Below are 25,996 nucleotides of genomic sequence, written 5' to 3' on the forward strand. Positions count from 1 at the left end.
TCTGGATATATTATTATATAAATGCCATATGGAAATAAAAATTATTATTTAATTCAATATGTAAATTTTACTCTTAACTATTTTCGCAGGATAAACCAGCCTCTATGAATATGACTAAAAAAGAAGCATTAGCATTCCTTGCTCTAAATCAACCTATGCCTAATGATTATGACATCACTCAGGAACTTATCGATAAATATGACGACGTAAGGCTTTATTTTTGTGCAAATCCTGCTGAAGAGGCCATACCGTTATTTTTACAATCCTTTGGGGAAGGTGATGGCTTAGGAGTATATCAGTTGGTCGAAGATTTTTTGTTTAAATGTGATAAAAATATTGTAGTGTCCAATATAGCCAGCATACTGGAAAATCCTCTGACAATAAAAAGTGTCCGATATTGGTGTACATTATTGGCAATGGCTTTCCCGGATAACATCTTAATTAAAGGATTAAATATTTCTCTACATTCTGATGATAAGGATACTCGAGACATGGCTATGTTAAGTTTAAGGATGATTACAGAAGAATGTATATAATTTAGGTTGTACTCCTCCTTTAACTTAAAAAATACTTACCGTGAGTTATTATATACAGCCAGTATAAAGAATTGTTTCAATGCACATATCTGATATCAAAAACAGCATACTATCTATGCCGACCATAATAAGCTATCCGCAAGAAATAGCCCTAATCAAGGCGTTAATGAAACAACCAAATCACATATTAATAAAAAACAAAGAACACATTAAACTTATTATATATACCTTAGAGTTATCTCATTCTGACTCTGGAATTTTTGAATTTACCAGGGATGATGAATTTATTTTCCTGATGTTTAGAGATTGGCTAGTAGAAGTAAATATCAGATTGGATCTAAACCTTAACTCTTCTGTCATAGATACTTTCGGATTAACTTGTTATGACATCAATAATATGATGAGTAAATAAAATAATTCAACTTGCTCATATACATGCAGACTGTGTTTTACCTACTGATATAATATCAGCATTAGATAAGATGGTTGTCTGCCACAAAACAATAAACATTTCAATCCACTCTGCATAAAAACATTACCGCTATGACAAAAATAGAAGAAAAGCTACTTATTTTAAAAGCAAACAAATTTATACAGCATCTTGATGGAATTGATTTTTTTAATTTATATCTATTAAACAGAATTTCCCCACAAGTGAGAAAAGAGATTCAACAGGCATATGCAATAGGCTCTACTAACAATAGAACCTATTTACCTCATCCGGTGGATATAAACCTTTTAATGCGTTATTTAATAACATTATCAAGTACAGATAAAATTTTTAGTTGCTGGCTTATCTATGAAGGTAAAGTAAAAATAGTTATAAATGGGAATAATTTCACGTCATTTGTGCAGAGTATTTTCAGAGAACAGGGAACCTATGATTTAACGTTATTTTTTGACATAACTCGTAGAGTAATAGTAGTCTGTGATAATGAGTATGACATTGATATTTACACCACCACCTATTAAATGCATTGTTTTAGTTAACCAGGAAATGATGCAATGAAAACACAATTCAAGAGCATAATAACCATGCAATCAACCAATAGAGAATCCCCTTATAAATTTGCGAACAAGCTACTGATTGGCCTGTTAGCATGCATGCTATACAGAATAATTATCATCACAATTACAACTATTTATACCTATATTACTGTTCCTCATAAAGTACACACATCAACAAATATTTATATATTTTTTTCTTTCTTATTTATATCATTGATATTTTTTATCGTCACCTTCACCTCCAGTAAAAAGTTGGCAATTATAATTGCAACGCTATCGACATTATTATTAGGAGTCGAAACCTTTAATGCAGGACTGCCATATCGCGCTTTATCAATGATGTTATCAGCCATGCTTTCATATTATTTTATATTTTGTGTAATTTTAAAGAAAAAGAAAACTCTAAACATAAAAACGTCCTGAAGGTTGCGTGCGCAATTTTGTACGTTTTTTATCTTTTTTATGAGCACATATTTTTCAGGAATTTCTCTTTGATTGTTTTTTTCTTTGTTATTTTAACGTTCATTATTTCCCGGTTGAATATTAAACTTAATTAATCTAAAGAGAAATGAAGTTAGCCTTCCTGTACCCACAGCAACGCCGTCTTTTTGTTCAGCACGGGGAAAATGTTCTCCCCTGCTCACCTCCTCCAGGCACTTCCACAACATGATGACCTGATCGGTTGCCGCCTATCCTCCTCACTATGACCTTCACCTCCGCGCTTTTGCCTACATCCTGCACAATCGGCAACTTTTATAACCAGTGTAAAAATAACGTGCCGCAATAATCCTACCTATTAATGATAAAAAGCTGTCACAATTCATAAAAAACTTTAATATACGCCACCCTAAACATAACCAGCGTTAATGTAAGGTTTTTGTGTGGACTGGCTTCTTGATGTTTTTGCAACCTGGCTATATGGCTTAAAAGTAATCGCGATAACGTTAGCGGTCATCATGTTCATCAGCGGGCTGGACGATTTTTTTATTGATGTCGTCTACTGGGTACGCCGCATTAAACGCAAGTTGAGTGTTTATCGCCGCTACCCGCGAATGAGTTACCGCGAACTGTATAAACCAGATGAAAAACCGTTAGCGATTATGGTTCCGGCGTGGAATGAAACGGGCGTCATCGGCAATATGGCCGAGCTGGCGGCGACCACGCTCGACTATGAAAACTATCATATCTTTGTTGGCACCTACCCCAACGACCCCGATACTCAACGTGATGTTGACGAAGTGTGCGCTCGCTTCCCGAATGTGCATAAGGTAGTCTGCGCGCGTCCTGGCCCCACCAGTAAAGCCGACTGCCTGAACAATGTGCTGGACGCTATCACGCAGTTTGAACGTAGCGCCAATTTCGCTTTTGCTGGTTTTATTCTGCATGACGCCGAAGACGTAATTTCACCGATGGAATTGCGTCTGTTCAACTATCTGGTCGAGCGTAAAGATCTGATTCAGATCCCGGTATACCCATTCGAACGCGAATGGACGCACTTCACCAGCATGACTTACATTGATGAGTTTTCAGAACTGCATGGCAAAGATGTTCCGGTGCGTGAAGCCCTCGCCGGACAGGTGCCCAGCGCAGGCGTCGGTACTTGTTTCAGCCGCCGCGCCGTGACCGCACTGTTAGCTGACGGTGACGGTATTGCTTTCGACGTGCAGAGTCTTACTGAAGATTACGACATTGGTTTCCGCCTGAAAGAAAAAGGTATGACGGAAATTTTTGTCCGTTTTCCGGTGGTGGACGAAGCCAAAGAACGCGAGCAGCGTAAATTTTTACAGCACGCGCGGACGTCAAACATGATCTGCGTGCGCGAATATTTCCCCGATACCTTTTCGACGGCGGTTCGACAAAAATCTCGCTGGATCATCGGCATTGTTTTCCAGGGCTTTAAAACCCATAAATGGACCTCCAGCCTGACGCTGAACTACTTTCTCTGGCGCGACCGCAAAGGGGCAATCAGTAACTTTGTCAGCTTCCTCGCGATGCTGGTGATGATCCAGCTTTTGCTGTTACTGGCGTATGAAAGTTTGTGGCCCGATGCCTGGCATTTCCTTTCTATTTTCAGCGGCAGCGCATGGTTAATGACCCTGCTGTGGCTAAACTTTGGTTTGATGGTTAACCGCATCGTGCAGCGGGTGATTTTTGTCACTGGCTACTACGGTCTGACGCAGGGGCTGCTATCTGTCCTGCGTCTTTTCTGGGGCAACCTGATTAACTTCATGGCCAACTGGCGCGCGTTAAAACAGGTACTTCAACACGGCGATCCACGTCGCGTCGCGTGGGATAAAACAACGCATGACTTCCCCAGCGTCACTGGCGATACCCGCTCGTTGCGCCCGTTAGGTCAAATTCTGCTGGAAAATCAGGTCATCACTGAAGAACAACTCGATACAGCACTGCGTAATCGCGTCGAAGGTCTACGTCTGGGCGGTTCAATGCTGATGCAGGGGCTGATTAGCGCCGAGCAACTGGCACAGGCGCTGGCAGAGCAAAACGGCGTGGCGTGGGAATCTATCGATGCCTGGCAGATCCCTTCTTCGCTGATTGCCGCGATGCCGGCCTCCGTGGCGCTGCATTATGCGGTGCTACCGCTGCGTCTGGAAAATGATGAGTTAATTGTCGGCAGTGAAGATGGTATTGACCCGGTTTCGCTGGCAGCCCTGACGCGTAAAGTCGGACGCAAAGTGCGTTACGTCATTGTTCTGCGGGGACAAATTGTCACGGGGTTACGTCACTGGTATGCACGCCGACGCGGTCACGATCCGCGGGCAATGTTGTACAATGCGGTTCAGCATCAGTGGCTCACGGAACAGCAGGCCGGTGAAATCTGGCGGCAATATGTGCCGCATCAGTTCCTGTTCGCCGAAATACTGACCACGCTCGGTCATATTAATCGTTCAGCAATTAACGTGTTGTTATTGCGCCATGAACGCAGTTCTCTGCCGCTCGGCAAGTTTTTGGTCACCGAAGGCGTTATCAGCCAGGAAACGTTGGATCGCGTCCTGACAATTCAACGCGAATTACAAGTTTCGATGCAATCACTATTACTCAAAGCAGGTTTAAACACAGAACAGGTTGCGCAACTGGAGTCCGAAAATGAAGGAGAATAACCTTAATCGCGTCATCGGATGGTCTGGTTTACTGCTGACGTCTTTATTGAGTACCAGCGCACTCGCAGACAATATCGGCACCAGCGCAGAAGAGCTGGGGCTGAGCGATTATCGCCATTTTGTTATTTATCCCCGTCTCGATAAGGCGCTGAAGGCACAGAAAAATAACGACGAAGCAACCGCCATCCGCGAATTTGAATATATACACCAGCAGGTGCCGGGTAATATTCCGCTGACTTTATACCTTGCGGAAGCCTATCGCCATTTTGGTCATGATGACCGGGCGCGGCTGTTGCTTGAGGATCAACTGAAACGTCACCCAGGAGATGCCCGACTTGAGCGCAGTCTGGCGGCTATTCCAGTTGAAGTGAAAAGCGTTACGACTGTTGAAGAACTGCTTGCCCAGCAAAAAGCGTGCGACGCTGCGCCGACCCTGCGTTGTCGCAGTGAAGTCGGGCAGAATGCCCTGCGGCTGGCACAATTACCTGTCGCCAGAGCGCAACTGAACGATGCGACGTTTGCTGCATCGACGGAAGGAAAAACGCTGCGAACCGATCTGCTGCAACGGGCAATCTACCTCAAGCAGTGGTCGCTGGCAGAAACGTTGTTCAGTGAATCACGGCAACAAAATACATTAAACGCAGCTGAGCGCCGTCAGTGGTTTGATGTTCTGCTCGCAGGCCAGCTGGATGATCGGATCCTGGCGCTGCAATCAGAGGGGATCTTCACCGATCCACAGTCGTACATTACTTACGCGACCGCGCTGGCTTATCGTGGCGAGAAAGCACGCCTCCAGCATTATCTCATTGAAAATAAGCCGCTGTTTACCACGGACGCACAAGAGAAAAGTTGGCTCTATCTGTTATCTAAATACAGCGCCAACCCCGTTCAGGCGTTGGCGAATTATACGGTACAGTTTGCCGATAACCGCCAGTATGTTGTTGGCGCGACGCTACCGGTGCTGTTAAAAGAAGGTCAGTACGACGCAGCGCAAAAACTGCTCGCCACCCTCCCCGCCAATGAAATGCTTGAGGAGCGTTATACCGTCAGCGTGGCGACTCATAACAAGGCTGAAGCTCTGCGTCTGGCACGATTGCTGTATCAGCAAGAACCGACAAATCTTACCCGCCAGGATCAACTGACCTGGCAACTGATGCAGAACGAGCAGTCACGCGAAGCTGCCGATTTATTGCTGCAACGCTATCCTTTCCAGGGCAATGCGCGTGTCAGCCAGACTTTAATGGCGCGACTGGCGTCTCTGCTGGAAAGTCATCCTTACCTGGCAACTCCGGCGAAGGTGGCGATTTTATCGAAACCCTTACCGCTGGCGGAGCAACGTCAGTGGCAAAGTCAGTTGCCGGGTATTGCAGATAATTGCCCGGCAATAGTTCGCTTGCTGGGCGATATGTCGCCTTCCTACGATGCCGCCGCCTGGAACCGTCTGGCAAAGTGTTATCGGGACACGCTACCCGGTGTGGCGTTGTATGCATGGCTTCAGGCCGAACAACGGCAACCGAACGCCTGGCAACATCGTGCGGTAGCCTATCAGGCGTATCAGGTTGAGGATTACGCCACCGCACTGGCGGCCTGGCAGAAAATCAGTCTTCACGACATGAGCAATGAGGATCTGCTTGCTGCTGCCAATACCGCCCAGGCGGCAGGAAATGGTGCGGCTCGCGATCGCTGGCTTCAGCAGGCAGAACAACGTGGGCTGGGAAACAATGCCCTCTACTGGTGGCTGCATGCGCAACGTTACATTCCTGGTCAGCCGGAACTCGCACTGAACGATCTCACGCGCTCAATCAATATTGCGCCTTCTGCCAACGCTTACGTTGCGCGGGCGACAATTTATCGCCAACGTCATAATGTCCCGGCGGCGGTGAGTGATTTGCGCGCCGCTCTGGAACTGGAACCGAATAATAGCAACACCCAGGCAGCGCTCGGTTACGCCTTGTGGGATAGCGGTGATATCGCACAGTCGCGGGAAATGCTCGAACAGGCGCATAAAGGGCTACCGGACGATCCGGCACTTATCCGACAACTGGCCTACGTGAACCAGCGTCTGGATGATATGCCTGCGACGCAGCACTACGCCCGTCTGGTGATTGATGACATTGATAATCAGGCGCTGATAACCCCACTGACCCCAGAGCAAAATCAGCAACGCTTCAATTTCCGCCGTCTGCATGAGGAGGTCGGTCGCCGCTGGACGTTCAGTTTCGATTCTTCTATCGGCTTGCGTTCCGGCGCAATGAGTACCGCTAACAATAATGTCGGCGGCGCAGCGCCAGGGAAAAGCTATCGTAGCTACGGGCAACTGGAAGCCGAGTACCGCATCGGACGCAATATGCTGCTGGAAGGCGACCTGCTCTCGGTTTACAGCCGTGTATTTGCCGATACCGGAGAAAACGGGGTGATGATGCCGGTGAAAAATCCGATGTCCGGCACCGGTCTGCGCTGGAAGCCGCTGCGCGATCAGATCTTTTTCCTCGCCGTCGAACAGCAATTGCCGCTGAACGGACAAAACGGCGCATCCGATACCATGCTGCGCGCCAGCGCCTCATTCTTTAATGGCGGCAAATACAGCGACGAATGGCACCCGAACGGTTCAGGCTGGTTTGCCCAAAACCTGTACCTCGATGCGGCGCAATATGTCCGCCAGGATATTCAGGCGTGGACGGCAGATTATCGCTTAAGCTGGCATCAGAAGGTGGCGAACGGACAGACTATTGAGCCTTACGCTCACGTTCAGGACAACGGTTATCGTGATAAAGGCACTCAGGGCGCGCAGCTTGGCGGTGTCGGGGTCCGCTGGAATATCTGGACCGGCGAGACGCACTACGACGCCTGGCCGCACAAAGTCAGTCTCGGCGTCGAATATCAACATACCTTTAAGGCGATTAATCAACGTAACGGAGAGCGCAACAACGCGTTTCTCACCATTGGAGTGCACTGGTAAATGCGTAAGTTCATTTTCGTATTGCTGACACTGCTTTTGGTCAGCCCTTTTTCCTTTGCGATGAAAGGTATTATCTGGCAACCACAAAACCGTGATAGTCAGGTTACCGATACCCAGTGGCAGGGGCTGATGAGTCAGTTACGTTTGCAAGGCTTCGATACCCTGGTTTTGCAATGGACCCGTTACGGCGATGCATTCACCCAGCCAGAACAGCGCGCGTTATTGTTTAAGCGTGCCGCAGCTGCGCAACAGGCTGGCCTGAAGCTGATTGTCGGGCTGAATGCCGATCCGGAATTTTTTATGCACCAGAAACAGTCATCCGCGGCGCTGGAAAGCTATCTTAATCGCCTGCTGGCTGCCGATCTCCAGCAAGCCAGATTATGGAGCGCCGCGCCTGGCGTAACGCCGGATGGCTGGTACATCAGCGCGGAAATTGACGACCTGAACTGGCGCAGCGAAGCCGCCCGTCAACCTTTGCTGACATGGTTAAACAACGCGCAGCGGTTGATTAGCGATGTTTCAGCAAAACCGGTTTATATCAGTAGTTTTTTCGCCGGAAACATGTCGCCCGATGGCTATCGCCAACTGCTGGAACACGTTAAAGCAACCGGCGTTAATGTCTGGGTACAGGATGGCAGCGGCGTGGATAAACTTACTGCTGAACAGCGTGAACGTTATCTACAGGCCAGCGCCGATTGCCAAAGCTCCGCCCCAGCAAGCGGCATTGTTTATGAACTGTTTGTCGCCGGCAAAGGCAAAACCTTTACAGCGAAACCGAAACCGGATGCAGAGATCGCCTCGCTGTTAGCGAAACGTTCCTCTTGCGGTAAAGACACGCTCTATTTCTCTCTGCGCTATTTGCCCGTCGCGCACGGCATTCTCGAGTATTAAATCTCCTCCAGGTAAGTCGGGTACGACCTGGCTTACCTCTTTCGCTCTCGTCAGAATTCCATCAAGATTAATTGCTAAAAAGCGTGCTAAAGAAAGAAGATCGTTATCGGCGAACGGGCCGATCACTCATGCAGGAAGCATAGATCCTTTGAGCGGAGTTTCTGATATCTGAGGAGTGCGAAATGCAATTGAGCAGCAGTGAACCTTGCGTGGTGATCCTGACCGAAAAAGAGGTAGAGGTAAGCGTCAATAACCATGCTACGTTTACCCTTCCGAAAAACTACCTGGCCGCCTTCGCGTGCAACAATAACGTCATTGAACTCTCAACGTTAAATCACGTATTAATCACCCACATCAACCGTAACATCATCAACGATTATCTGTTGTTTTTAAATAAGAACTTAACCTGTGTAAAGCCCTGGTCGCGGCTGGCAACCCCGGTTATTGCTTGTCATAGCCGTACACCGGAAGTGTTCCGGCTAGCCGCCAACCACAGCAAGCAGCAACCCAGCAAACCCTGCGAAGCGGAGTTGACGCGCGCATTGCTTTTTACCGTATTGTCTAACTTTCTTGAGCAATCGCGGTTTATTGCCCTACTGATGTATATCTTACGCAGCAGCGTCCGCGACAGCGTCTCCCGCATTATTCAAAGCGATATTCAGCATTACTGGAATCTGCGAATTGTCGCCAGTTCGCTATGTTTAAGCCCCAGCCTGCTCAAAAAGAAATTAAAAAACGAAAATACCAGCTATAGCCAGATTGTCACAGAGTGTCGTATGCGTTACGCCGTACAGATGTTATTGATGGATAACAAAAATATCACTCAGGTAGCGCAATTGTGTGGCTATAGCAGCACGTCGTACTTTATCTCTGTTTTTAAGGCGTTTTACGGCCTGACACCGTTGAATTATCTCGCCAAACAGCGACAAAAAGTGATGTGGTGAAGGGCAAAGCGGAAACAGATAAGACTGGCATAAATGAAGAAGAAATGGCGCGCCCTGCAGGATTCGAACCTGCGGCCCACGACTTAGAAGGTCGTTGCTCTATCCAACTGAGCTAAGGGCGCGTTGATACCGCAATGCGGTGTAATCGCGTGAATTATACGGTCAACCCTTGCTGAGTCAATGGCTTTTGATCTGGTTGCTGAACAAGTGAACGACCACGTCTGATTTTCTGATTTATTTCGCTATAGCGGCAAACAAACGCACCCCGCTGCGCATCTGAATCAAGAAAACCCGTATTTTCATGTATCAAAGTACAATTTCCAGCCCTAACGGAAAATTGTCCTACCCTGTGAGACTGGTAACTATGAAACCAACGTCGGTGATCATTATGGATACCCATCCTATCATCAGAATGTCCATTGAAGTTCTGTTGCAAAAAAACAGTGAATTGCAGATTGTCCTGAAAACGGATGATTACCGCATAACCATCGATTATCTCCGAACCCGTCCTGTTGATTTAATCATTATGGATATAGACTTGCCCGGTACAGACGGTTTTACCTTCCTGAAAAGAATCAAACAAATCCAGAGTACGGTGAAGGTATTATTTTTATCATCAAAATCAGAATGCTTTTATGCGGGCAGAGCGATACAAGCGGGTGCTAACGGTTTTGTCAGTAAATGCAATGATCAGAATGATATTTTTCATGCCGTTCAGATGATTCTCTCTGGATACACTTTTTTCCCCAGTGAAACGCTCAACTATATAAAAAGTAATAAATGCAGCACCAATAATTCAACAGCTACTGTGCTATCTAATCGTGAAGTGACTATATTACGCTATCTGGTTAGCGGATTATCTAATAAAGAAATTGCCGACAAACTATTACTTAGCAATAAAACAATTAGTGCGCATAAATCTAATATTTATGGCAAACTCGGTTTGCATTCAATTGTAGAACTTATCGACTACGCCAAATTATATGAATTAATATAATATTAATTATAATTGATCATAAATATCGCATCCGCTTTCGCCACACCTGGTTGGACACCGCTGGCTAACGCTCGATAATTGGCAAAAAAGTTTAGCGTTACATTGCCATTTGCATCTACCTCCTCAGTCGGGCTCGCCTCGCCCAGCGCAAGCCGGGAGCGATCGCTCTTGCGTAATTCGATGGCGACGGTTTGTGCCATTGCGGGATCGTCCAGGGCCAGCAGGTTGGCATCGGATGCCGGCGTTCCCGTAAATAAAATCGCGACTGATCCCGGAGGACATCCTTCCAGGCGCAGACTAAAAGGAACAAGTGCCGTGGTATCGCCAGCGGCCAGCAATTGTGTCGTGGGCCATCTTCCTAAATCTACCGTCTTATCAACATCCGCTGTATTTACGGTACAGGAGAAATCAACAACGTTACCGTGCAAATTGATATTAATCGTTCCTAAAGGGTCCGTGGCCCATACGCTGGAACTCCACAGTAACCCGCAGAAACAGCTAAAGATTACTCTTCTCATTCTCCGTACCTCATTGATAATCGACGCGTAAATACCCCAGCGCGCTAAACGGTCCTTCGGCAGGTTTTTGACCAGTAATACTGATAGGCCAGGCGCGAAGTGTGACATTGGCTGCCGCAGCTGCATCCAGACGGAAAGGAATAACGCTATTGAGATCGTTAGGCGTGATTGGCGTATCGTTCTGATCGGCGACAATAAAACCTAAATCCTGATTATCCGAAACCATCGCCTGACCAGAAACGGCACTGGCTTCCAGACGCATTGTTAAATAAGCCTGCACAGCAACATTCGTACATTTGATCGCAATATTCTTGGTTTGCGGCATGACACCATTAGGTCGATTCCCCGGCCCTGCCGCACTAAATAACGATGCACCGATATCACCAAAATCAAATTCAACAATTTGCCCGGCATTTAATTCGCAGTTTTGCGGTACTTCAACCCGGCCACCAAAACTAATGGTATAAACAGGTGTAACCAACGGATCGTAAGGCGTTGATGTCACATACACGGTAAACATCACCTGTCTGGGGATCTCCACCATGTTAATAAAAGGACGAATAACCTTTAAACGAAATATCAAACGAGAATCCATCACCCCGAACGGAAGGTTTTGCGAAACGTTAGGATCTGTTCCCATACGGATATAATTTTGCGGGGGAAACTGAATATCCATCACGCTATCAACCAGACTCATCGCACCTAATAGATAATCATTTAATTGCATATATTTATAATTATCGATAGTTTCCTGAACAACAAAGTTGGTGACATAACTACGGTATGTATAATTCACCAGCGTGCCGGGTGGGCAAATTGCTGACACACCTACCCAGCCGGATTTTTCCGGTAAAACAACAATCTGACCTGGCTGGTTATTGGTGCTATTAAAGACATTTGAGAGATCATAGTGTTCATCTTCTGCTACGCCAGTACTATTTGCACAAACAGTAGCCCAGGATATGTTTGTTAACCACAAACATGCCATTGCCAATAATGACCTGCAGATTATCTTCATTGATAATTTCCTTTATGAGCCAGGATGTGTGCAAACTGCCGAAATAACAGTGACGGCTTGCTGTAAGCTTTGCTTCGGCAATACATAGTGCGCAATGCAGCGTGAGTTCGCGCCGTCTCCCCACTGAACCAGTAATTCACCAGACAATGGCGCACCACTTAAATAAACTTGCCCGTCATCACCCACCATACTGGTTATTCCGGTACTGTTTTCCCGTACCAGTGATCCAAACGGCACCGGTTTTCCGCCCTGGGTAACGGTAATGAGCGCCCGCACGCCTATGCGGGTATCAAAATTGGCACGAACCAACGCGCCTTGCGTCGGCACAACGCTGCTAATATTTTTTTCAACATCGATGGAATTCCCCATCGTATTGGTATCAAGCGCGATACGGTTATACCGATAAACCGTGGCATACGGCATCACCGCATAGCCGCGCCAGTCGGTTAAAATTCCAGTTTGATTTTCAATGCGTACACCGCCTGCGCCAGGCGCTTTAATCAAAACATTGGTATCCCCTAAAGGCTGGCTCAGCGTTATACCATTTTCATGCCCGACCACACCGCCAGACAGCTGCCAGTTAACGTCATGTTGATCGCGGTCGTAGTTATACCCGACCCCCAGCGTACCGTAAGCGGCCTGCCAGTTTGCCGTGGCGCTGCCCGTGTACCCATTATTCGAGGTATCGCCCTGGCTTACGTGATAACTCAGGTTGTGGCCTTCCAGTAAGGTCCCACCAACGCCTGCCAGCCAGCTATTTTGCCCGTTGCTGTTACGGTTGGCGTTAAAGGAGGCATAAGCGCGATCGAGCGCATTTTCCCGGGTGTAGCGACGTTTGGTCAGAACATTGAAAGGCACTGAAACATTAAGTCCGACAATACGTTCGTTATCGGGGATCCCTACAGATTCATTCCACGAAAATGAGAGTGAATAACTGATGCCAACCCAGCTGCTGGTATACCCCACCTGATACCAGGTATCTGAATCCGAAGTATTCCAGTATTTTTGATGGGTACCAGAAATATAAAGCGAGCCAAAGTCATTAAGTGATTGTGAAATATTTAACTGCAAACGGTCTTTACGACTAAAGCGTAAATTGTGGTAATTCACGATTATCGGTTCATCGCGATGCTCACCGTCATAATCGTAATCATATTCGTACCCCTCCATTCGACGATACGCAACATCATCAAGGGTATAAAAACCTTGTGTCGAATAGCGGTAACCCATTAACTGAAAATTGGTGCCGAAAGTGTTCATTGATTTCGCATAGAGGAAGCGAATGGAATCCCCCTCATGACGACTGTCGTCGGCTAACTGACTGCGCGCATGCGTTACATCCAGCGACACTGCGCCCCAGTTCCCGAGGTTGCGCCCCAGCCCTAACAAAAAGGCGGTGTAATTTGCAGATAATTGCGTCCCGCCGTAGGCAGTAAATTCCTGTGGTAAACCGCCGAGTGCCGTGCCCTGAAAAAAGAAAGGCGACGATTGCTGACTATTACCGCTACGAAAATCGCCCGCCGTCAGGTCAAATTTGAAACGCCCTTCGCGTTGTAAAATTGGCACTGTTGAATACGGAATAGTGTAATTCTGCTGATTACCATCGCGCTCGTCGATGGTGACGTCCAGATCGCCATTTGAAGATGTCGGGTGCAAATCTGTAATTTCGAAAGCGCCGGGGGAAACATAGCTTTGATAGATAATAAAACCATTTTGCCGAATCGTTAGCTGGGCCGCCGTACGGGCAATCCCACGTACCGTTGGGGCAAACCCTTGCTGGCTATCTGGATACATATTATCAGAAGAATAAAGCCGTACACCGCGAAATCCGACGCCATCGAAAATATCACTCCCTGTATTACCGTCTCCCATTACCAGTTCACTTTTCAACGGAATAATGGCGCGCTGTACCCAGGTGCCAATATTATTCCACTGTTCTGAATGATATCCATTTCCGCGAAAATAGTTCCAGGAACCATTGTTGCGTAAACGCCACGGGCCAATATTAATCCCACTGAGTTCACTAAAAAAATAGCTATCGTTACCATTACCTCTGTTACCGGTGAAATTATAATTCAGGAGTAAAGCAGGAATACCTTCATCCCACTCTTCAGGCGGAATGTAACCGTGAGCGCTACTCAACAACGCTATCTGAGGAATAGTGATGTTCAGGCGCATCGCTGCAAAATCAAAGTTAATTGTGGCATCAGGTACAGCTTTCAGTAAATTAATGCATTTATTATTTTGCTGCTGGGCTAACTCGGGGAATGCACTGCTATTAAGGCCAATTCGTTCAAGGAGTGCCTGGTTAAAACAAGGCATTAACCCACCTGATTTATCACCTGTATTTACTGTCGTCGATTCAAATACGATATCCTGTGAACCAATGAACTCATCATTACGCCAGAGATCCACCCGATACACACCCGCAGGTTGATGATTACCTCTCTCAAAGCGCGATAAATCAGCAACGGATGTGCCATTCTCTAATAAAAATGCCGGGTTGAAATAACTTTCCGCATAGCTTAAAAAGGTGGGTAAAATGGCAAGAGATGAATAACAAATTCCGGCCAGACACCAGGTATACCTCTGCGGAATATCCGTAATAGTGGGTATTTTCATAATTAGCTCTGATATTGTCAGATGATTCGGTTAGTTTAAGTTCACTTCTCTGACTGGGGTTACTGAACCATAATCATTAACGGTCTGAAATTTCAGCTTTCCCTGTACTCCTGAGGGTAAGGGAATTTGTGAATTAACTCTGGGTGCAGCCATAGCATTTCCCAACTTTTGACTGCCCACTTGCAAGTTAACCAGGGTGACATAAAAAGGTGATGGATTATGAATATTGATATAGTTACCGGATCGCGAAAACTTGAGTGTGTCCGGCGCTTCTGCGGGTAATTCTTGTAGTTGAATTGGACGGAGAAATAACTTCATGCGCGATAAAATCGCCAGTTGCAAAACATTCCTGCCGTTCAATGCATTTTTATCTACCGAAGGGATCGTCTTAACATTCATCCAGAACAAAGACTCACGATCTGCCGCCAGCGGTGGACCGGTGTAAATAATACGCAAGGTATTTTCGCTTTTGGGTTCACTAACAAACAGTGGCGGTGTAATGATGAATGACTTTTCTTTTACACCGCTACTGTTTTCAATCCACGAATTGACCAGAAAGCGCTCATTGGTATGGCTATTTCTAATCCATACCGCAGTCTGTTTAGCATCAGCGGGATAAATAATACGCGTGGCACCTAATGCGATCCCTCCGGCAGCATGGGCGCTGGCCGAAATGATTAAATGAAATATAATGAGCATCAATAACTTTATTTTAGTCATCATAGTTAATACGCCTTGTGTATTCCTGACGGCAAAAATAAGAAATATAAAGAAATGATTGCTTTGGTTTCTTACAACACATCATTCCCTTTTCATTTAATAAAGCGGCATGATACAAAGTGAACATGATTTCGATTTACATTGCCACCATACCGCTTCAGACAACCGGTACATTACTTTGTTATAAGACGTGATATATAATTCAAAACAACGTTGTTTTGATTATTCGTATCTCATAATAAAAGTCGCGTCAGCATTTGCTTGCCCTGCTGATGCACTTGTACCGGTGCCTTTATAACGTGCAGAAAAATGAAGAACGTTGGTCCCGGGGATCAAGTTCTGGTTGGTTGAGAAGCTATTCCCATCAGGTTTGAGAATTGCGGATGTATTATCAAGTATTTCAATACCGACACCCGTTGCTGTTGTTGTATTGGTACTGGATGCAATGGCCAATAAATTATCATTGATTGCATCCGCCTGACCAGAAAATGCAACGGCAGCATTAGCGGCAACAACAGGATCGCAGTCGTTCAACTGTATAGTGAATGGAATTAATGCAGAGGTATTACCAACAGCATTGAAAATATCGGTACGATATTGACCGAGTGTGACAACCTGGTCTGCCGAGTCAGTATTCACTGAACAGGCAGCATTCACCAGTTCGCCTTCAAAGTGAATTGTACCGCCATCTACAACGGCAGCATAACTACCCGTAGCGGCGAATAGTGCGGCAGCCAGCGCAGACGAAATAAATCTTAATTTCATATATATTCCTTCAATCTCATTTATCGACTCCACATCCGTATATAACCGATTACTTTATTTAAGACACTGATAGTAGTAAAATTCCTTTTTATCCTCTAAGAATGTCTTAATTGAAAATATGCACTCTATTCTAAAAAATAGAGAGCCCCGTTAGATGAATATTTCCGCGCAAAATATATTCAACACAAATATAGACCTGAAGCGGTAAATTACCAGGCTGAAAATTCTTTTTATATTGTCAGGTATTTCTTAAATTATCTTAATCCTTAGACAAGGAAATAAATCAGTTCCAGATTTACAACGTCATCATGGACGAAAAATGAAGCTTTCAATCTCAGCGACGGTGCGCCTCACCTTCGCAAGAGGTCGCTTCACGCGATAAATCTGAAACGAAAACTGACAGCACGCCCCGCTTCTGACAAAATAGGCGCATCCCCTTCGACCTACGTAACAGATGGAATCCTCTCTCTGATGGCAGCAAAGATTATTGACGGTAAAACGATTGCGCAGCAGGTGCGCTCTGAAGTTGCTCAAAAAGTTCAGGCACGTATTGCAGCTGGACTGCGGGCACCAGGACTGGCCGTAGTACTGGTGGGTAGCAACCCTGCATCGCAAATTTATGTCGCAAGCAAACGCAAAGCTTGTGAAGAAGTCGGGTTCGTCTCCCGTTCTTATGACCTCCCGGAAACCACCAGCGAAGCGGAGCTGCTGGAGCTTATCGATGCGCTGAATGCCGACAACACCATTGATGGCATTCTGGTCCAACTGCCGTTACCGGCGGGTATTGATAACGTCAAAGTGCTGGAACGAATTCACCCGGACAAAGACGTTGACGGTTTCCATCCTTATAACGTCGGTCGTCTGTGCCAGCGCGCGCCGCGTCTACGTCCTTGCACCCCGCGTGGTATCGTCACACTGCTTGAGCGATACAACATTGATACCTTCGGTCTTAACGCCGTGGTGATTGGCGCATCGAATATCGTCGGTCGCCCAATGAGCATGGAACTGCTGCTCGCAGGTTGCACCACCACCGTGACTCACCGCTTCACTAAAAATCTGCGTCATCACGTAGAAAATGCCGATCTACTGATCGTTGCCGTCGGTAAACCGGGCTTTATTCCTGGTGACTGGATCAAAGAAGGCGCGATTGTGATTGATGTTGGCATCAACCGTCTGGAAAATGGCAAAGTTGTGGGCGACGTGGTGTTTGAAGACGCGGCTAAACGCGCCTCATACATTACGCCTGTTCCGGGCGGCGTTGGCCCGATGACGGTTGCCACGCTGATCGAAAACACGCTACAGGCGTGCGTTGAATATCATGATCCACAGGGTGAGTAACATGGCGACATTTTCTTTAGGTAAACATCCGCACGTTGAGCTGTGCGACTTGCTGAAACTGGAAGGCTGGAGCGAAAGCGGCGCGCAGGCGAAAATCGCGATTGCCGAAGGCCAGGTGAAAGTCGACGGCGCGATTGAAACGCACAAACGCTGCAAAATCGTCGCCGGTCAGACAGTGAGTTTTGCAGGTCACAGCGTACAGGTTGTTGCCTGATCCCTTTTCCGGCCTGTATCAACAGGCCGGTTCTCTTTTCAGACTTTTGCCCTCTACGCCCCGTTCATCCATGCTGATAGCATCGACATTTTGCCGAAGCGACCATCATGCCAACCGTTATTACGCACGCCGCCGTTCCCCTTTGCATTGGTTTAGGGTTGGGTTCGAAAGTCATCCCTCCGCGCCTGTTATTTGCCGGAATCATCCTGGCGATGCTGCCCGATGTCGACGTATTGTCGTTTAAATTTGGCGTTGCTTACGGCAATGTTTTTGGTCATCGCGGGTTTACCCATTCGCTGGTGTTTGCGTTTGTTGTCCCGCTGTTATGTGTGCTGATTGGACGTCGATGGTTCAGGGCTGGGCTGATTTGCTGCTGGCTGTTTTTAACCGTTTCGTTGCTATCGCACAGCTTGCTGGATTCGGTAACCACTGGCGGTAAAGGCGTTGGCTGGCTGTGGCCGTGGTCAGATGAACGCTTTTTCGCTCCCTGGCAGGTGATTAAAGTCGCGCCGTTTGCATTGTCTCGTTACACCACGCCGTACGGGCATCAGGTGATTATTTCTGAATTGATGTGGGTGTGGTTGCCGGGGATGCTACTGATGGGAATGTTGTGGTGGCGCAGACGATAACCGGATGCGAAAACTCGCATCCGGCAATAGCGCAATTACTTACGACGCCAGGTGGTCCCTTGCGGGCCATCTTCCAGCACGATCCCCATCTCGTTAAGACGGTCACGCGCCGCATCTGCCGCCACCCAGTCTTTCGCTTTACGGGCATCCAGACGCTGTTGAATTAAGGCTTCAATCTCAGCCACTTCGCTGTCGTCTGCCTGCGCGCCGCTTTGTAGGAATGCTTCTGGTTCTTGCTCCAGCAGGCCCAGCACGGCAGAAAGTTTACGCAGATGAGACGCCATTGCGTTCGCCGCTGCCATATCTTCTGCTTTCAGACGGTTCACTTCACGCGCCATATCAAACAGCACGGAATAGGCTTCCGGGGTGTTGAAATCGTCGTCCATCGCTTCAATAAAGCGCGCTTCAAACGCTTCGCCACCGGCAGGCGCAACGGTTTTATCTGTGCCGCGCAGCGCAGTGTAGAGGCGCTCCAGCGCTGCACGCGCCTGCTTCAGGTTCTCTTCGCTGTAGTTCAGCTGGCTGCGATAGTGGCCCGACATCAGGAAGTAACGCACGGTTTCCGCGTCGTAGTATTTCAGCACATCACGCACGGTAAAGAAGTTACCCAGCGATTTGGACATCTTCTCTCGGTCAACCATTACCATCCCCGAGTGCATCCAGTAGTTCACATACTGACCATCATGGGCACAGGTGGACTGAGCGATTTCGTTTTCGTGGTGTGGGAACATCAGGTCTGAACCACCGCCGTGGATATCAAAGTGGTTACCCAACTGCTTGCAGTTCATTGCCGAACATTCAATGTGCCAGCCTGGACGGCCTGCGCCCCACGGAGACGGCCAGCTCGGTTCGCCCTCTTTCGACATCTTCCACAGAACGAAGTCCATCGGGTTGCGTTTGTCGTCGACCACGTCAACGCGCGCGCCTGCCTGCAGCTGGTCGAGATCCTGACGCGACAGCACGCCATAGGTCGGATCGGTCGGTACGTCGAACATCACGTCGCCGTTGTCCGCCACATAAGCGTGACCTTTGGCGATCAGTTGTTCAGTGAGTTCAATAATTTCTGCGATATGGTGCGTCGCGCGCGGCTCCATATCCGGGCGCAGAATGTTCAAAGCATCAAAATCTTTGTGCATTTCGGCGATCATGCGATCCACCAGCGCCACAAAGCTTTCGCCATTTTCATTGGCGCGTTTGATGATTTTGTCGTCGATATCAGTAATGTTGCGCACATACTTCAGCTTATAGCCGAGGAAACGCAGATAGCGCGCAACCACGTCAAAGGCAACAAAGGTACGCCCGTGACCGATATGACAGAGATCGTAAACGGTGATTCCACACACGTACATGCCGACTTCCCCGGCGTGAATAGGCTTAAATTCCTCTTTTTGGCGTGTCAGAGTATTGAAGATTTTTAGCATCGAAGATTCCGTTTAGACATGTGTGGGTAATTGAGTTGCGTATAATACCCATATTTCCCGCGCGAATCAGCATACATTGCGTGATGATCCGATCGTGCGGTTATGCTATAACACCACCCTATATATGACCCGAATCGGGTTGAAGCACCAATCAAACGGAACAGGATGCAAAAATGGTTACTTTCCACACCAATCACGGCGATATTGTCATCAAAACTTTTGACGATAAAGCACCTGAAACAGTTAAAAACTTCCTGGACTACTGCCGCGAAGGTTTTTACAACAACACCATTTTCCACCGTGTTATCAACGGCTTTATGATTCAGGGCGGCGGTTTTGAGCCAGGCATGAAGCAAAAAGCCACCAAAGAACCGATCAAAAACGAAGCCAACAACGGTCTGAAAAACACCCGCGGTACGCTGGCAATGGCCCGTACTCAGGCACCGCACTCTGCAACTGCACAGTTCTTCATCAACGTGGTTGATAACGACTTCCTGAACTTCTCTGGCGAAAGCCTGCAAGGTTGGGGTTACTGCGTGTTTGCTGAAGTGGTTGAAGGCATGGACGTGGTTGACAAAATCAAAGGTGTAGCAACCGGTCGTAGCGGTATGCACCAGGACGTGCCAAAAGAAGACGTTATCATTGAAAGCGTGACCGTTAGCGAGTAATCGTGGCGACACTCTTTATTGCAGATCTTCATCTCTGCGTGGAAGAACCGGCGATCACCGCCGGTTTTCTGCGTTTTTTAGCGGGGGAAGCCCGCAAGGCCGACGCACTGTATATTCTTGGCGATCTGTTTGAAGCATGGATTGGCGATGACGATCCCAACCCACTCCATCGCCAGATGGCCGCAGCGATCAAAGCGGTATCCGATTCCGGCGTTCCCTGTTATTTCATTCATGGCAACCGTGATTTTCTGCTTGGCAAACGCTTTGCCCGTGAGAGTGGCATGACGTTATTGCCGGAAGAAAAAGTGCTCGAGCTTTATGGTCGTCGGGTGTTGATTATGCATGGCGACACGCTGTGCACCGATGACATCGGTTATCAGGCATTTCGCGCCAAAGTCCACAAGCCGTGGCTGCAAACGCTATTCCTCGCCCTGCCGTTGTTTGTGCGTAAACGCATTGCCGCGCGAATGCGCGCGAACAGCAAAGAAGCCAACAGCAGTAAATCGCTGGCGATCATGGACGTTAACCAAAACGCGGTGGTCAGTGCGATGGAAAAACATCAGGTGCAATGGTTGATTCACGGGCATACCCATCGCCCGGCGATCCATGAACTTATCGCCAATCAGCAACCTGCTTTCCGCGTCGTGCTGGGTGCCTGGCATACCGAAGGTTCAATGGTGAAAGTCACGGCGGATGACGTTGAGCTGATTCATTTTCCGTTTTAAATACCCGCAACTTTGCTGATTTCACAGCCACGCAACCGTTTTCCTTGCTCTCTTTCCGTGCTATTCTCTGTGCCCTCTAAAGCCGAGAGTTGTGCACCACAGGAGTTTTAAGACGCATGTCTTCCCGCAATAATCCGGCGCGTGTCGCCATCGTGATGGGGTCCAAAAGCGACTGGGCTACCATGCAGTTCGCCGCCGAAATCTTCGAAATCCTGAATGTCCCGCACCACGTTGAAGTGGTTTCTGCTCACCGCACCCCCGATAAACTGTTCAGCTTCGCCGAAAGTGCCGAAGAGAACGGTTATCAGGTGATTATTGCGGGCGCAGGCGGCGCAGCGCACCTGCCGGGCATGATTGCCGCCAAAACGCTGGTGCCAGTGCTGGGTGTGCCAGTACAGAGCGCCGCACTGAGCGGTGTCGATAGCCTCTACTCCATCGTACAAATGCCGCGCGGCATTCCGGTGGGTACGCTGGCGATTGGTAAAGCTGGCGCGGCAAACGCGGCGTTACTGGCAGCACAAATTCTTGCGACTCATGATAAAGAACTGCACCAGCGTCTGAATGACTGGCGCAAAGCACAAACTGATGAAGTGCTGGAAAACCCGGACCCGCGAGGTGCGGCATGAAACAGGTTTGCGTCCTCGGTAACGGGCAGTTAGGCCGTATGTTGCGCCAGGCAGGCGAACCGTTAGGCATTGCTGTCTGGCCGGTCGGGCTGGACGCTGAACCGGCGGCGGTGCCCTTTCAACAAAGCGTGATTACCGCTGAGATCGAACGCTGGCCGGAAACCGCATTAACGCGCGAGTTGGCACGCCATCCGGCCTTTGTGAACCGCGATGTGTTCCCAATTATTGCCGACCGTCTGACTCAGAAGCAGCTTTTCGACAAGCTTCACCTGCCGACCGCACCGTGGCAGTTACTTGCCGATCGCAGTGAGTGGCCTGCGGTGTTTGATCGTTTAGGTGAACTGGCGATTGTTAAGCGTCGTATTGGTGGCTATGACGGTCGCGGTCAATGGCGTTTACGCGCCGATGAAACCGCACAGTTACCGGCTGAATGCTACGGCGAATGTATTGTCGAGCAGGGCATTAACTTCTCTGGCGAAGTATCGCTGGTTGGCGCGCGCGGCTTTGATGGCAGCACTGTGTTTTATCCGCTGACACATAACCTGCATCAGGACGGTATTTTGCGCACCAGCGTCGCTTTCCCGCAGGCCAACGCACAGCAGCAGGCGCAGGCCGAAGAGATGCTGTCGGCGATTATGCAGGAGCTGGGCTATGTTGGCGTGATGGCGATGGAGTGTTTTGTCACGCCGCAAGGTCTGCTGATCAACGAACTGGCTCCGCGTGTACATAACAGTGGTCACTGGACGCAAAACGGTGCCAGCATCAGCCAGTTTGAGCTGCATCTGCGGGCAATTACCGATCTGCCGTTACCGCAACCGGTGGTCAATAGCCCGTCAGTGATGATCAACCTGATTGGTAGCGATGTGAACTATGACTGGCTGAAACTGCCGCTGGTGCATCTGCACTGGTACGACAAAGAAGTGCGTCCGGGCCGTAAAGTGGGGCATCTGAATTTGACCGACAGCGACACATCGCGTCTGACCGCGACGCTGGAAGCCTTAATCCCGCTGCTGCCGCCGGAGTATGCCAGCGGCGTGATGTGGGCGCAGAGTAAGTTCAGTTAACCTGGTACTCATATTCCTGCCGGATGCGGCGTGAACGCCTTATCCGGCCTACTAATCCGGTACCCATTGTAGGCCTGATAAGACGCGTCAAGCGTCGCATCAGGCATGGTGCGCCGATTACCGGATGCGGCGTGAACGCCTTATCCGACTACCAATCCGGTACCCATTGTAGGCCTGATAAGACGCGTCAAGCGTCACATCAGGCATGGTGCGCCATATGCTGGATGCTCCCATCACGACAGCGAAATACAGGTCCCCGCTTCGCCCGCCAGCGTCTCTTCAATCCGCGATAACGCCCCAATCCACGCAGGTTTACCACGGCTTCTGACATAGCCACTTACCGCCGTCACCTTCGGTCCCATCGCCCCATCGGCTTTGGCAAATGGCGCTAACTCATCCGGTGTGGCATGGCGAATGGCGCGTTGCTGCGGCGTTCCCCAGTTTTCATATACCGCATCAGCATCGGTGAGGATCACCAGTCCATCGGCATTAATCTGCTCGGCAAGCAGCGCCGCGGCGAGATCTTTATCAATCACTGCTTCACTCCCTGCCCCGTCTTTCGTCACCGGAACACCGCCGCCGCCACTGCAAATCACCACATGCCCCTCTTTGAGCAACAACTCGATGGCTTCACTGTCGAGAATTTTACGCGGTTGCGGAGACGCCACCACCCGGCGTAAATATTTACCATCACGTTTCATCTGCCAGCCATAAGCCGCTTCCAGTGCCTCTTGTTCTTCTGGCTGATAAACCGGACCGATAAACTTCTCTGGCTGCAAAAACGCCGGATCATCAGGCGAAACTTCAATGCGCGTCAGCACCGTCGTGACAGGCGGCATCTGCGGCTGTGCGCTCAAGCTCTGCGCCAGCATATAGCCAATCATCCCCTGACTTTCCGCCACCAGCACATCCAGTGGATACGGTTCGACCTCTTTCCACGCCAGATTTTGTAACGCCAACAACCCCACCTGCGGCCCGTTGCCGTGAACAATCGCCAGTCGATAAGCACGCGCCAGGCGCGCCAGTGCGGGTACAGCACTGGCAATGTTGCGATATTGATTTTCTGCCGTCAGCGCTTCACCGCGCTGGAGTAAGGCATTGCCCCCAAGAGCTACAACCAGTGTTTTCATGGTGTTCCTTGTAATAATTGTTGACCAAGCCAGAACCCCAGCAGCGTATCTGCCCCTGACGTATGCCCCAGCGCCAGCAGCGAATCAATCGCAACAGCGGTACGTTTCGGGCAACTCAGAGCATGAACAAAGTGCAGGAGTGGCGAGGCGAAATATCCTTGCGCGGCGTAACGCAAATAATTAACGCTCACCGCTGTGGTAACGAGTTGAAGATTGTCGGAACAGGCAAAAAACGGGCGACCGGAGCGCGCATCTAAAGCGCCATAATACCAGGCCGCCAGCAGCATTCCCGTTAGCGTATCATCATGACTTGGCGTTAATCCCGGCCCTTTACCCAGCCAGTGCCGCCAGTCGGTCTTAACGCCATTGAGCGCGGCCTGAAAACAGTGACGAAACTGGCGTAATTCAGCAGGCAGCGGATCGCCTGCTGCCAACGCCAGCGGCCCGAAAAGCCCGGTTTCCTCCGCGCGTTGCATCCATGCCGCTGCAAGCGGTTGAGGATGCGCAGGCGGCGTAATACGCAGCAAACAATAACGCTGTGGCTGTTTAACCGTGAAACGCCCGAGGCGAATCCCTTGAGCCACAACCTGCGGTCGTTCATTGCCGCATAATCCACCGCATAACGCATCGAATTGCGCGCGGCGAAGCACCCATCCTCCGGGGCCGAAACCACTACCCTGACGATGCAGCGTTAACAATTCACCGCTTTCCGTCATCAGGTTAATCGCCCGCCGCCACACGCCCGCTAACCGCCAGGACTGGCGATAATTCGGTGCACTACGGCTGGCAAGCAGAGGATGGATGATCGTCATTGCGCGTTCCTCAACCAATCCCCATGCTTTCAGCCAGAGCTTCCAGCGCCTGTTCAAAGCACGCCAGCGGTGCCCGCACAGTGCCTGCACCAATCTGCCCGATCCCCGCCTCTTTATGGGCGATACCCGTATTGATGAGTGGTGTAATGCCGGTTTCTACCACGCGACGAATATCCAGCCCCAGACACGCGCCCTGGAAATCCCAGCCAGGGATCTGCAACTGCATATTGCGCTCAAGAAAGATTTCTGCCATCTCTTCAGATACAGCTCTGGCTGCTTCCATACCACCTGCACCGACAAAGCGTGTTACGCCAGGGGCGGCGATCATTGCCGCACCACCGATACCAAAGGTTTCGGTAATCGCGCTATCGCCCATATCCGGGTTCGCCTGCTCCTGCGAGAAGCCGGTGAAAAACAGACCTTGCGGAGTGTTAACTGGCGCAGTAAACCAGCGCTCGCCCAGCCCACTTACCCGAATCCCGAACATATTGCCGTTGCGGGTCATAGCCGTGACGATGCTGCCCGCGCGGATCATCGCACCAGCATCCATCGCCGCCTTGCAGTAAGCCATCGCGAGGTTAAGGAAGAACTGATCGGTCACGCTGAGGAAATCCATCACTTCCGCAATGTGCTGTTTATCATGATCGAGGCGAGCAATTTGTGGGGCCAGCGCACGCATTAACAGTGCTGAGGAAGCAATATTGCGTTGATGAAACTCATCGCCCATCGTAATGCCCTGCGCCATCATCGCCGTGAGATCGATACCGCGCTCCATGCGCCCCAGCGCCGCGCTTAATACCGGCATTAACACATCACGCATCCAGCGATGGCGAGTCAGGACATCTTCGCCGTAAGCGCCAAAACGCATCACTTTACCGATACCTTCATTGAGGTTGCAGTACGCCCGGTTACCGTCGGTCACGTTCTCGACCACCAGCATCGGCATACTGGCAGAAGTAATGCCGCCCATTGGCCCGACAGCATTCACATGGTGACAAGGAATGAAGTTCACTTCCCCCTGCTCCACCATTGCCAGTGCCTGCGCTTCATCTTTCGCCCAGCCTTCAAACAGACATGCGCCCACACATGCCCCTTTCATGGGCCCGGTCATCTCCTGCCAGCGCATTGGCGGCCCGGCGTGAAGCAGTGTTTTACCCGGGTGTAGTTCGCTGATAAGTGAAGAAGCCGGTTGCACATCCAGCCAGTGTGGACGAGCGCGACGAATTTGTTCGATAACCGCAGCATTGGCTTGCGCCACTGATGTAAACATGG

At 49.3% G+C, this 25,996-nt stretch carries 24 protein-coding genes and 1 tRNA gene; 14 read left to right on the forward strand and 11 right to left on the reverse strand.

Annotated features, from left to right (window positions below):
- Positions 1 to 104: 104 nt before the first annotated feature.
- Together AACU19_RS10315 and AACU19_RS10320 are read left to right on the forward strand one after the other, a co-directional pair.
- Positions 105 to 536 (forward strand): hypothetical protein, encoded by a 432-nt coding sequence (locus tag AACU19_RS10315; RefSeq protein WP_077760028.1) that lies wholly within the window; start codon positions 105 to 107, stop codon positions 534 to 536.
- A 543-nt stretch (positions 537 to 1,079) separates the two neighbouring features.
- Positions 1,080 to 1,508, forward strand: coding sequence for a hypothetical protein (locus AACU19_RS10320; protein WP_105278196.1), 429 nt, complete (start codon positions 1,080 to 1,082; stop codon positions 1,506 to 1,508).
- 218 nt (positions 1,509 to 1,726) lie between these two features.
- Here the strand turns inward: AACU19_RS10320 and AACU19_RS10325 are convergent, their stop codons facing one another.
- Complete coding sequence (locus AACU19_RS10325; RefSeq protein WP_077760027.1) at positions 1,727 to 1,897, reverse strand: hypothetical protein; 171 nt, start codon at positions 1,895 to 1,897, stop codon at positions 1,727 to 1,729.
- Between the two features lie 528 nt (positions 1,898 to 2,425).
- Here AACU19_RS10325 and nfrB point away from each other — a divergent pair.
- The 4 genes from nfrB (at position 2,426) to envY (ending at position 9,457) form a co-directional block, all read left to right on the forward strand.
- The gene (gene nfrB / locus AACU19_RS10330) at positions 2,426 to 4,663 is read left to right on the forward strand and encodes a cyclic di-3',5'-guanylate-activated glycosyltransferase NfrB (protein WP_105277237.1); all 2,238 of its coding nucleotides are present in this window, start codon (positions 2,426 to 2,428) and stop codon (positions 4,661 to 4,663) included.
- A complete protein-coding gene (nfrA, locus tag AACU19_RS10335; protein ID WP_105278197.1) occupies positions 4,650 to 7,622 on the forward strand; it encodes a bacteriophage adsorption protein NfrA in 2,973 nt (990 codons plus the stop codon). Before nfrB ends, nfrA begins: the two co-directional genes overlap by 14 nt.
- Positions 7,623 to 8,513 carry a DUF4434 family protein gene (locus tag AACU19_RS10340; protein WP_001224567.1) on the forward strand — a complete coding sequence of 297 codons (891 nt, stop codon included), beginning with the start codon at positions 7,623 to 7,625 and terminating at the stop codon, positions 8,511 to 8,513.
- Positions 8,514 to 8,695: 182 nt separating this feature from the next.
- Entirely contained in the window at positions 8,696 to 9,457 is a 762-nt protein-coding gene (gene envY, locus AACU19_RS10345) for a DNA-binding transcriptional regulator EnvY (protein ID WP_105278198.1), read from the forward strand.
- A gap of 45 nt (positions 9,458 to 9,502) precedes the next feature.
- Here envY and AACU19_RS10350 read toward each other — a convergent pair.
- Positions 9,503 to 9,579 (reverse strand) — tRNA-Arg (locus AACU19_RS10350).
- 242 nt (positions 9,580 to 9,821) lie between these two features.
- Between AACU19_RS10350 and fimZ the strand changes: the two genes are divergently transcribed.
- The gene (gene fimZ / locus AACU19_RS10355) at positions 9,822 to 10,454 is read left to right on the forward strand and encodes a fimbria biosynthesis transcriptional regulator FimZ (protein WP_000805420.1); all 633 of its coding nucleotides are present in this window, start codon (positions 9,822 to 9,824) and stop codon (positions 10,452 to 10,454) included.
- A gap of 2 nt (positions 10,455 to 10,456) precedes the next feature.
- Here fimZ and sfmF read toward each other — a convergent pair whose 3' ends face one another.
- The 5 genes from sfmF to fimA form a co-directional block, all read right to left on the reverse strand.
- Positions 10,457 to 10,972 carry a fimbria assembly protein gene (gene sfmF, locus AACU19_RS10360; RefSeq protein WP_105278199.1) on the reverse strand — a complete coding sequence of 172 codons (516 nt, stop codon included), beginning with the start codon at positions 10,970 to 10,972 and terminating at the stop codon, positions 10,457 to 10,459.
- 10 nt (positions 10,973 to 10,982) lie between these two features.
- Positions 10,983 to 11,990: a type 1 fimbria D-mannose specific adhesin FimH gene (gene fimH / locus AACU19_RS10365; protein WP_105278200.1), complete on the reverse strand. Its 1,008-nt coding sequence runs from the start codon at positions 11,988 to 11,990 to the stop codon at positions 10,983 to 10,985.
- 12 nt (positions 11,991 to 12,002) lie between these two features.
- Positions 12,003 to 14,612, reverse strand: coding sequence for a fimbrial biogenesis usher protein (locus tag AACU19_RS10370; protein WP_105278201.1), 2,610 nt, complete (start codon positions 14,610 to 14,612; stop codon positions 12,003 to 12,005).
- Positions 14,613 to 14,642: 30 nt separating this feature from the next.
- On the reverse strand, positions 14,643 to 15,335 hold the full coding sequence (gene fimC / locus AACU19_RS10375; RefSeq protein WP_105278202.1) for a type 1 fimbria chaperone FimC: 693 nt from the start codon (positions 15,333 to 15,335) through the stop codon (positions 14,643 to 14,645).
- Positions 15,336 to 15,554: 219 nt separating this feature from the next.
- A complete protein-coding gene (gene fimA, locus AACU19_RS10380) occupies positions 15,555 to 16,097 on the reverse strand; it encodes a type 1 fimbrial major subunit FimA (protein ID WP_000776555.1) in 543 nt (180 codons plus the stop codon).
- Positions 16,098 to 16,568: 471 nt separating this feature from the next.
- Between fimA and folD the strand changes: the two genes are divergently transcribed.
- From folD to AACU19_RS10395, 3 genes are all read left to right on the forward strand, one after another.
- Positions 16,569 to 17,435 carry a bifunctional methylenetetrahydrofolate dehydrogenase/methenyltetrahydrofolate cyclohydrolase FolD gene (gene folD / locus AACU19_RS10385; RefSeq protein ID WP_000729155.1) on the forward strand — a complete coding sequence of 289 codons (867 nt, stop codon included), beginning with the start codon at positions 16,569 to 16,571 and terminating at the stop codon, positions 17,433 to 17,435.
- Position 17,436: 1 nt separating this feature from the next.
- Positions 17,437 to 17,649, forward strand: a complete 213-nt coding sequence (ybcJ, locus tag AACU19_RS10390; protein WP_105278203.1) for a ribosome-associated protein YbcJ — start codon at positions 17,437 to 17,439, stop codon at positions 17,647 to 17,649.
- 107 nt (positions 17,650 to 17,756) lie between these two features.
- A complete protein-coding gene (locus tag AACU19_RS10395) occupies positions 17,757 to 18,278 on the forward strand; it encodes a metal-dependent hydrolase (RefSeq protein WP_105278204.1) in 522 nt (173 codons plus the stop codon).
- A 35-nt stretch (positions 18,279 to 18,313) separates the two neighbouring features.
- Here the strand turns inward: AACU19_RS10395 and cysS are convergent, their stop codons facing one another.
- Positions 18,314 to 19,699 carry a cysteine--tRNA ligase gene (gene cysS, locus AACU19_RS10400; RefSeq protein ID WP_052906480.1) on the reverse strand — a complete coding sequence of 462 codons (1,386 nt, stop codon included), beginning with the start codon at positions 19,697 to 19,699 and terminating at the stop codon, positions 18,314 to 18,316.
- A gap of 173 nt (positions 19,700 to 19,872) precedes the next feature.
- On the opposite strand from cysS, the gene ppiB reads away from it, so the two are divergent.
- The 4 genes from ppiB (at position 19,873) to purK (ending at position 22,782) form a co-directional block, all read left to right on the forward strand.
- On the forward strand, positions 19,873 to 20,367 hold the full coding sequence (gene ppiB / locus AACU19_RS10405) for a peptidylprolyl isomerase B (RefSeq protein ID WP_000256002.1): 495 nt from the start codon (positions 19,873 to 19,875) through the stop codon (positions 20,365 to 20,367).
- A 2-nt stretch (positions 20,368 to 20,369) separates the two neighbouring features.
- A complete protein-coding gene (lpxH, locus tag AACU19_RS10410) occupies positions 20,370 to 21,092 on the forward strand; it encodes a UDP-2,3-diacylglucosamine diphosphatase (RefSeq protein ID WP_000212256.1) in 723 nt (240 codons plus the stop codon).
- A gap of 116 nt (positions 21,093 to 21,208) precedes the next feature.
- The gene (gene purE, locus AACU19_RS10415) at positions 21,209 to 21,718 is read left to right on the forward strand and encodes a 5-(carboxyamino)imidazole ribonucleotide mutase (RefSeq protein ID WP_001295318.1); all 510 of its coding nucleotides are present in this window, start codon (positions 21,209 to 21,211) and stop codon (positions 21,716 to 21,718) included.
- Positions 21,715 to 22,782: a 5-(carboxyamino)imidazole ribonucleotide synthase gene (gene purK, locus AACU19_RS10420; RefSeq protein WP_105278205.1), complete on the forward strand. Its 1,068-nt coding sequence runs from the start codon at positions 21,715 to 21,717 to the stop codon at positions 22,780 to 22,782. Before purE ends, purK begins: the two co-directional genes overlap by 4 nt.
- 233 nt (positions 22,783 to 23,015) lie before the next feature.
- Here the strand turns inward: purK and AACU19_RS10425 are convergent, their stop codons facing one another.
- Genes AACU19_RS10425 through AACU19_RS10435 form a run of 3 tightly spaced genes read right to left on the reverse strand, consistent with a single transcriptional unit; the run spans position 23,016 to position 25,994 of the window.
- The gene (locus AACU19_RS10425; RefSeq protein WP_105278206.1) at positions 23,016 to 23,912 is read right to left on the reverse strand and encodes a carbamate kinase; all 897 of its coding nucleotides are present in this window, start codon (positions 23,910 to 23,912) and stop codon (positions 23,016 to 23,018) included.
- Entirely contained in the window at positions 23,909 to 24,724 is an 816-nt protein-coding gene (locus AACU19_RS10430) for a DUF2877 domain-containing protein (RefSeq protein ID WP_105278207.1), read from the reverse strand. The genes AACU19_RS10425 and AACU19_RS10430 overlap by 4 nt, the downstream gene beginning before the upstream one ends.
- A gap of 10 nt (positions 24,725 to 24,734) precedes the next feature.
- Positions 24,735 to 25,994: a YlbE family protein gene (locus AACU19_RS10435; protein ID WP_105278208.1), complete on the reverse strand. Its 1,260-nt coding sequence runs from the start codon at positions 25,992 to 25,994 to the stop codon at positions 24,735 to 24,737.
- Between the last annotated feature and the right edge of the window lie 2 nt (positions 25,995 to 25,996).

Source organism: Escherichia sp. MOD1-EC4550 (assembly GCF_963876935.1).
Taxonomy (GTDB): Bacteria; Pseudomonadota; Gammaproteobacteria; order Enterobacterales; family Enterobacteriaceae; genus Escherichia; species Escherichia coli_F.

Coding starts and splice junctions, on each gene's coding strand:
- fimC (WP_105278202.1), bottom strand. CDS start 15,335: ATGATGACTAAAATAAAGTTATTGATGCTCATTATATTTCATTTAATC.
- nfrA (WP_105278197.1), top strand. CDS start 4,650: ATGAAGGAGAATAACCTTAATCGCGTCATCGGATGGTCTGGTTTACTG.
- fimH (WP_105278200.1), bottom strand. CDS start 11,990: ATGAAGATAATCTGCAGGTCATTATTGGCAATGGCATGTTTGTGGTTA.
- ybcJ (WP_105278203.1), top strand. CDS start 17,437: ATGGCGACATTTTCTTTAGGTAAACATCCGCACGTTGAGCTGTGCGAC.
- AACU19_RS10425 (WP_105278206.1), bottom strand. CDS start 23,912: ATGAAAACACTGGTTGTAGCTCTTGGGGGCAATGCCTTACTCCAGCGC.
- purE (WP_001295318.1), top strand. CDS start 21,209: ATGTCTTCCCGCAATAATCCGGCGCGTGTCGCCATCGTGATGGGGTCC.
- purK (WP_105278205.1), top strand. CDS start 21,715: ATGAAACAGGTTTGCGTCCTCGGTAACGGGCAGTTAGGCCGTATGTTG.
- AACU19_RS10395 (WP_105278204.1), top strand. CDS start 17,757: ATGCCAACCGTTATTACGCACGCCGCCGTTCCCCTTTGCATTGGTTTA.
- AACU19_RS10320 (WP_105278196.1), top strand. CDS start 1,080: ATGACAAAAATAGAAGAAAAGCTACTTATTTTAAAAGCAAACAAATTT.
- AACU19_RS10315 (WP_077760028.1), top strand. CDS start 105: ATGAATATGACTAAAAAAGAAGCATTAGCATTCCTTGCTCTAAATCAA.
- cysS (WP_052906480.1), bottom strand. CDS start 19,699: ATGCTAAAAATCTTCAATACTCTGACACGCCAAAAAGAGGAATTTAAG.
- AACU19_RS10370 (WP_105278201.1), bottom strand. CDS start 14,612: ATGAAAATACCCACTATTACGGATATTCCGCAGAGGTATACCTGGTGT.
- folD (WP_000729155.1), top strand. CDS start 16,569: ATGGCAGCAAAGATTATTGACGGTAAAACGATTGCGCAGCAGGTGCGC.
- fimA (WP_000776555.1), bottom strand. CDS start 16,097: ATGAAATTAAGATTTATTTCGTCTGCGCTGGCTGCCGCACTATTCGCC.
- sfmF (WP_105278199.1), bottom strand. CDS start 10,972: ATGAGAAGAGTAATCTTTAGCTGTTTCTGCGGGTTACTGTGGAGTTCC.
- fimZ (WP_000805420.1), top strand. CDS start 9,822: ATGAAACCAACGTCGGTGATCATTATGGATACCCATCCTATCATCAGA.
- AACU19_RS10430 (WP_105278207.1), bottom strand. CDS start 24,724: ATGACGATCATCCATCCTCTGCTTGCCAGCCGTAGTGCACCGAATTAT.
- AACU19_RS10435 (WP_105278208.1), bottom strand. CDS start 25,994: ATGTTTACATCAGTGGCGCAAGCCAATGCTGCGGTTATCGAACAAATT.
- ppiB (WP_000256002.1), top strand. CDS start 19,873: ATGGTTACTTTCCACACCAATCACGGCGATATTGTCATCAAAACTTTT.
- envY (WP_105278198.1), top strand. CDS start 8,696: ATGCAATTGAGCAGCAGTGAACCTTGCGTGGTGATCCTGACCGAAAAA.
- AACU19_RS10340 (WP_001224567.1), top strand. CDS start 7,623: ATGCGTAAGTTCATTTTCGTATTGCTGACACTGCTTTTGGTCAGCCCT.
- AACU19_RS10325 (WP_077760027.1), bottom strand. CDS start 1,897: ATGGCTGATAACATCATTGATAAAGCGCGATATGGCAGTCCTGCATTA.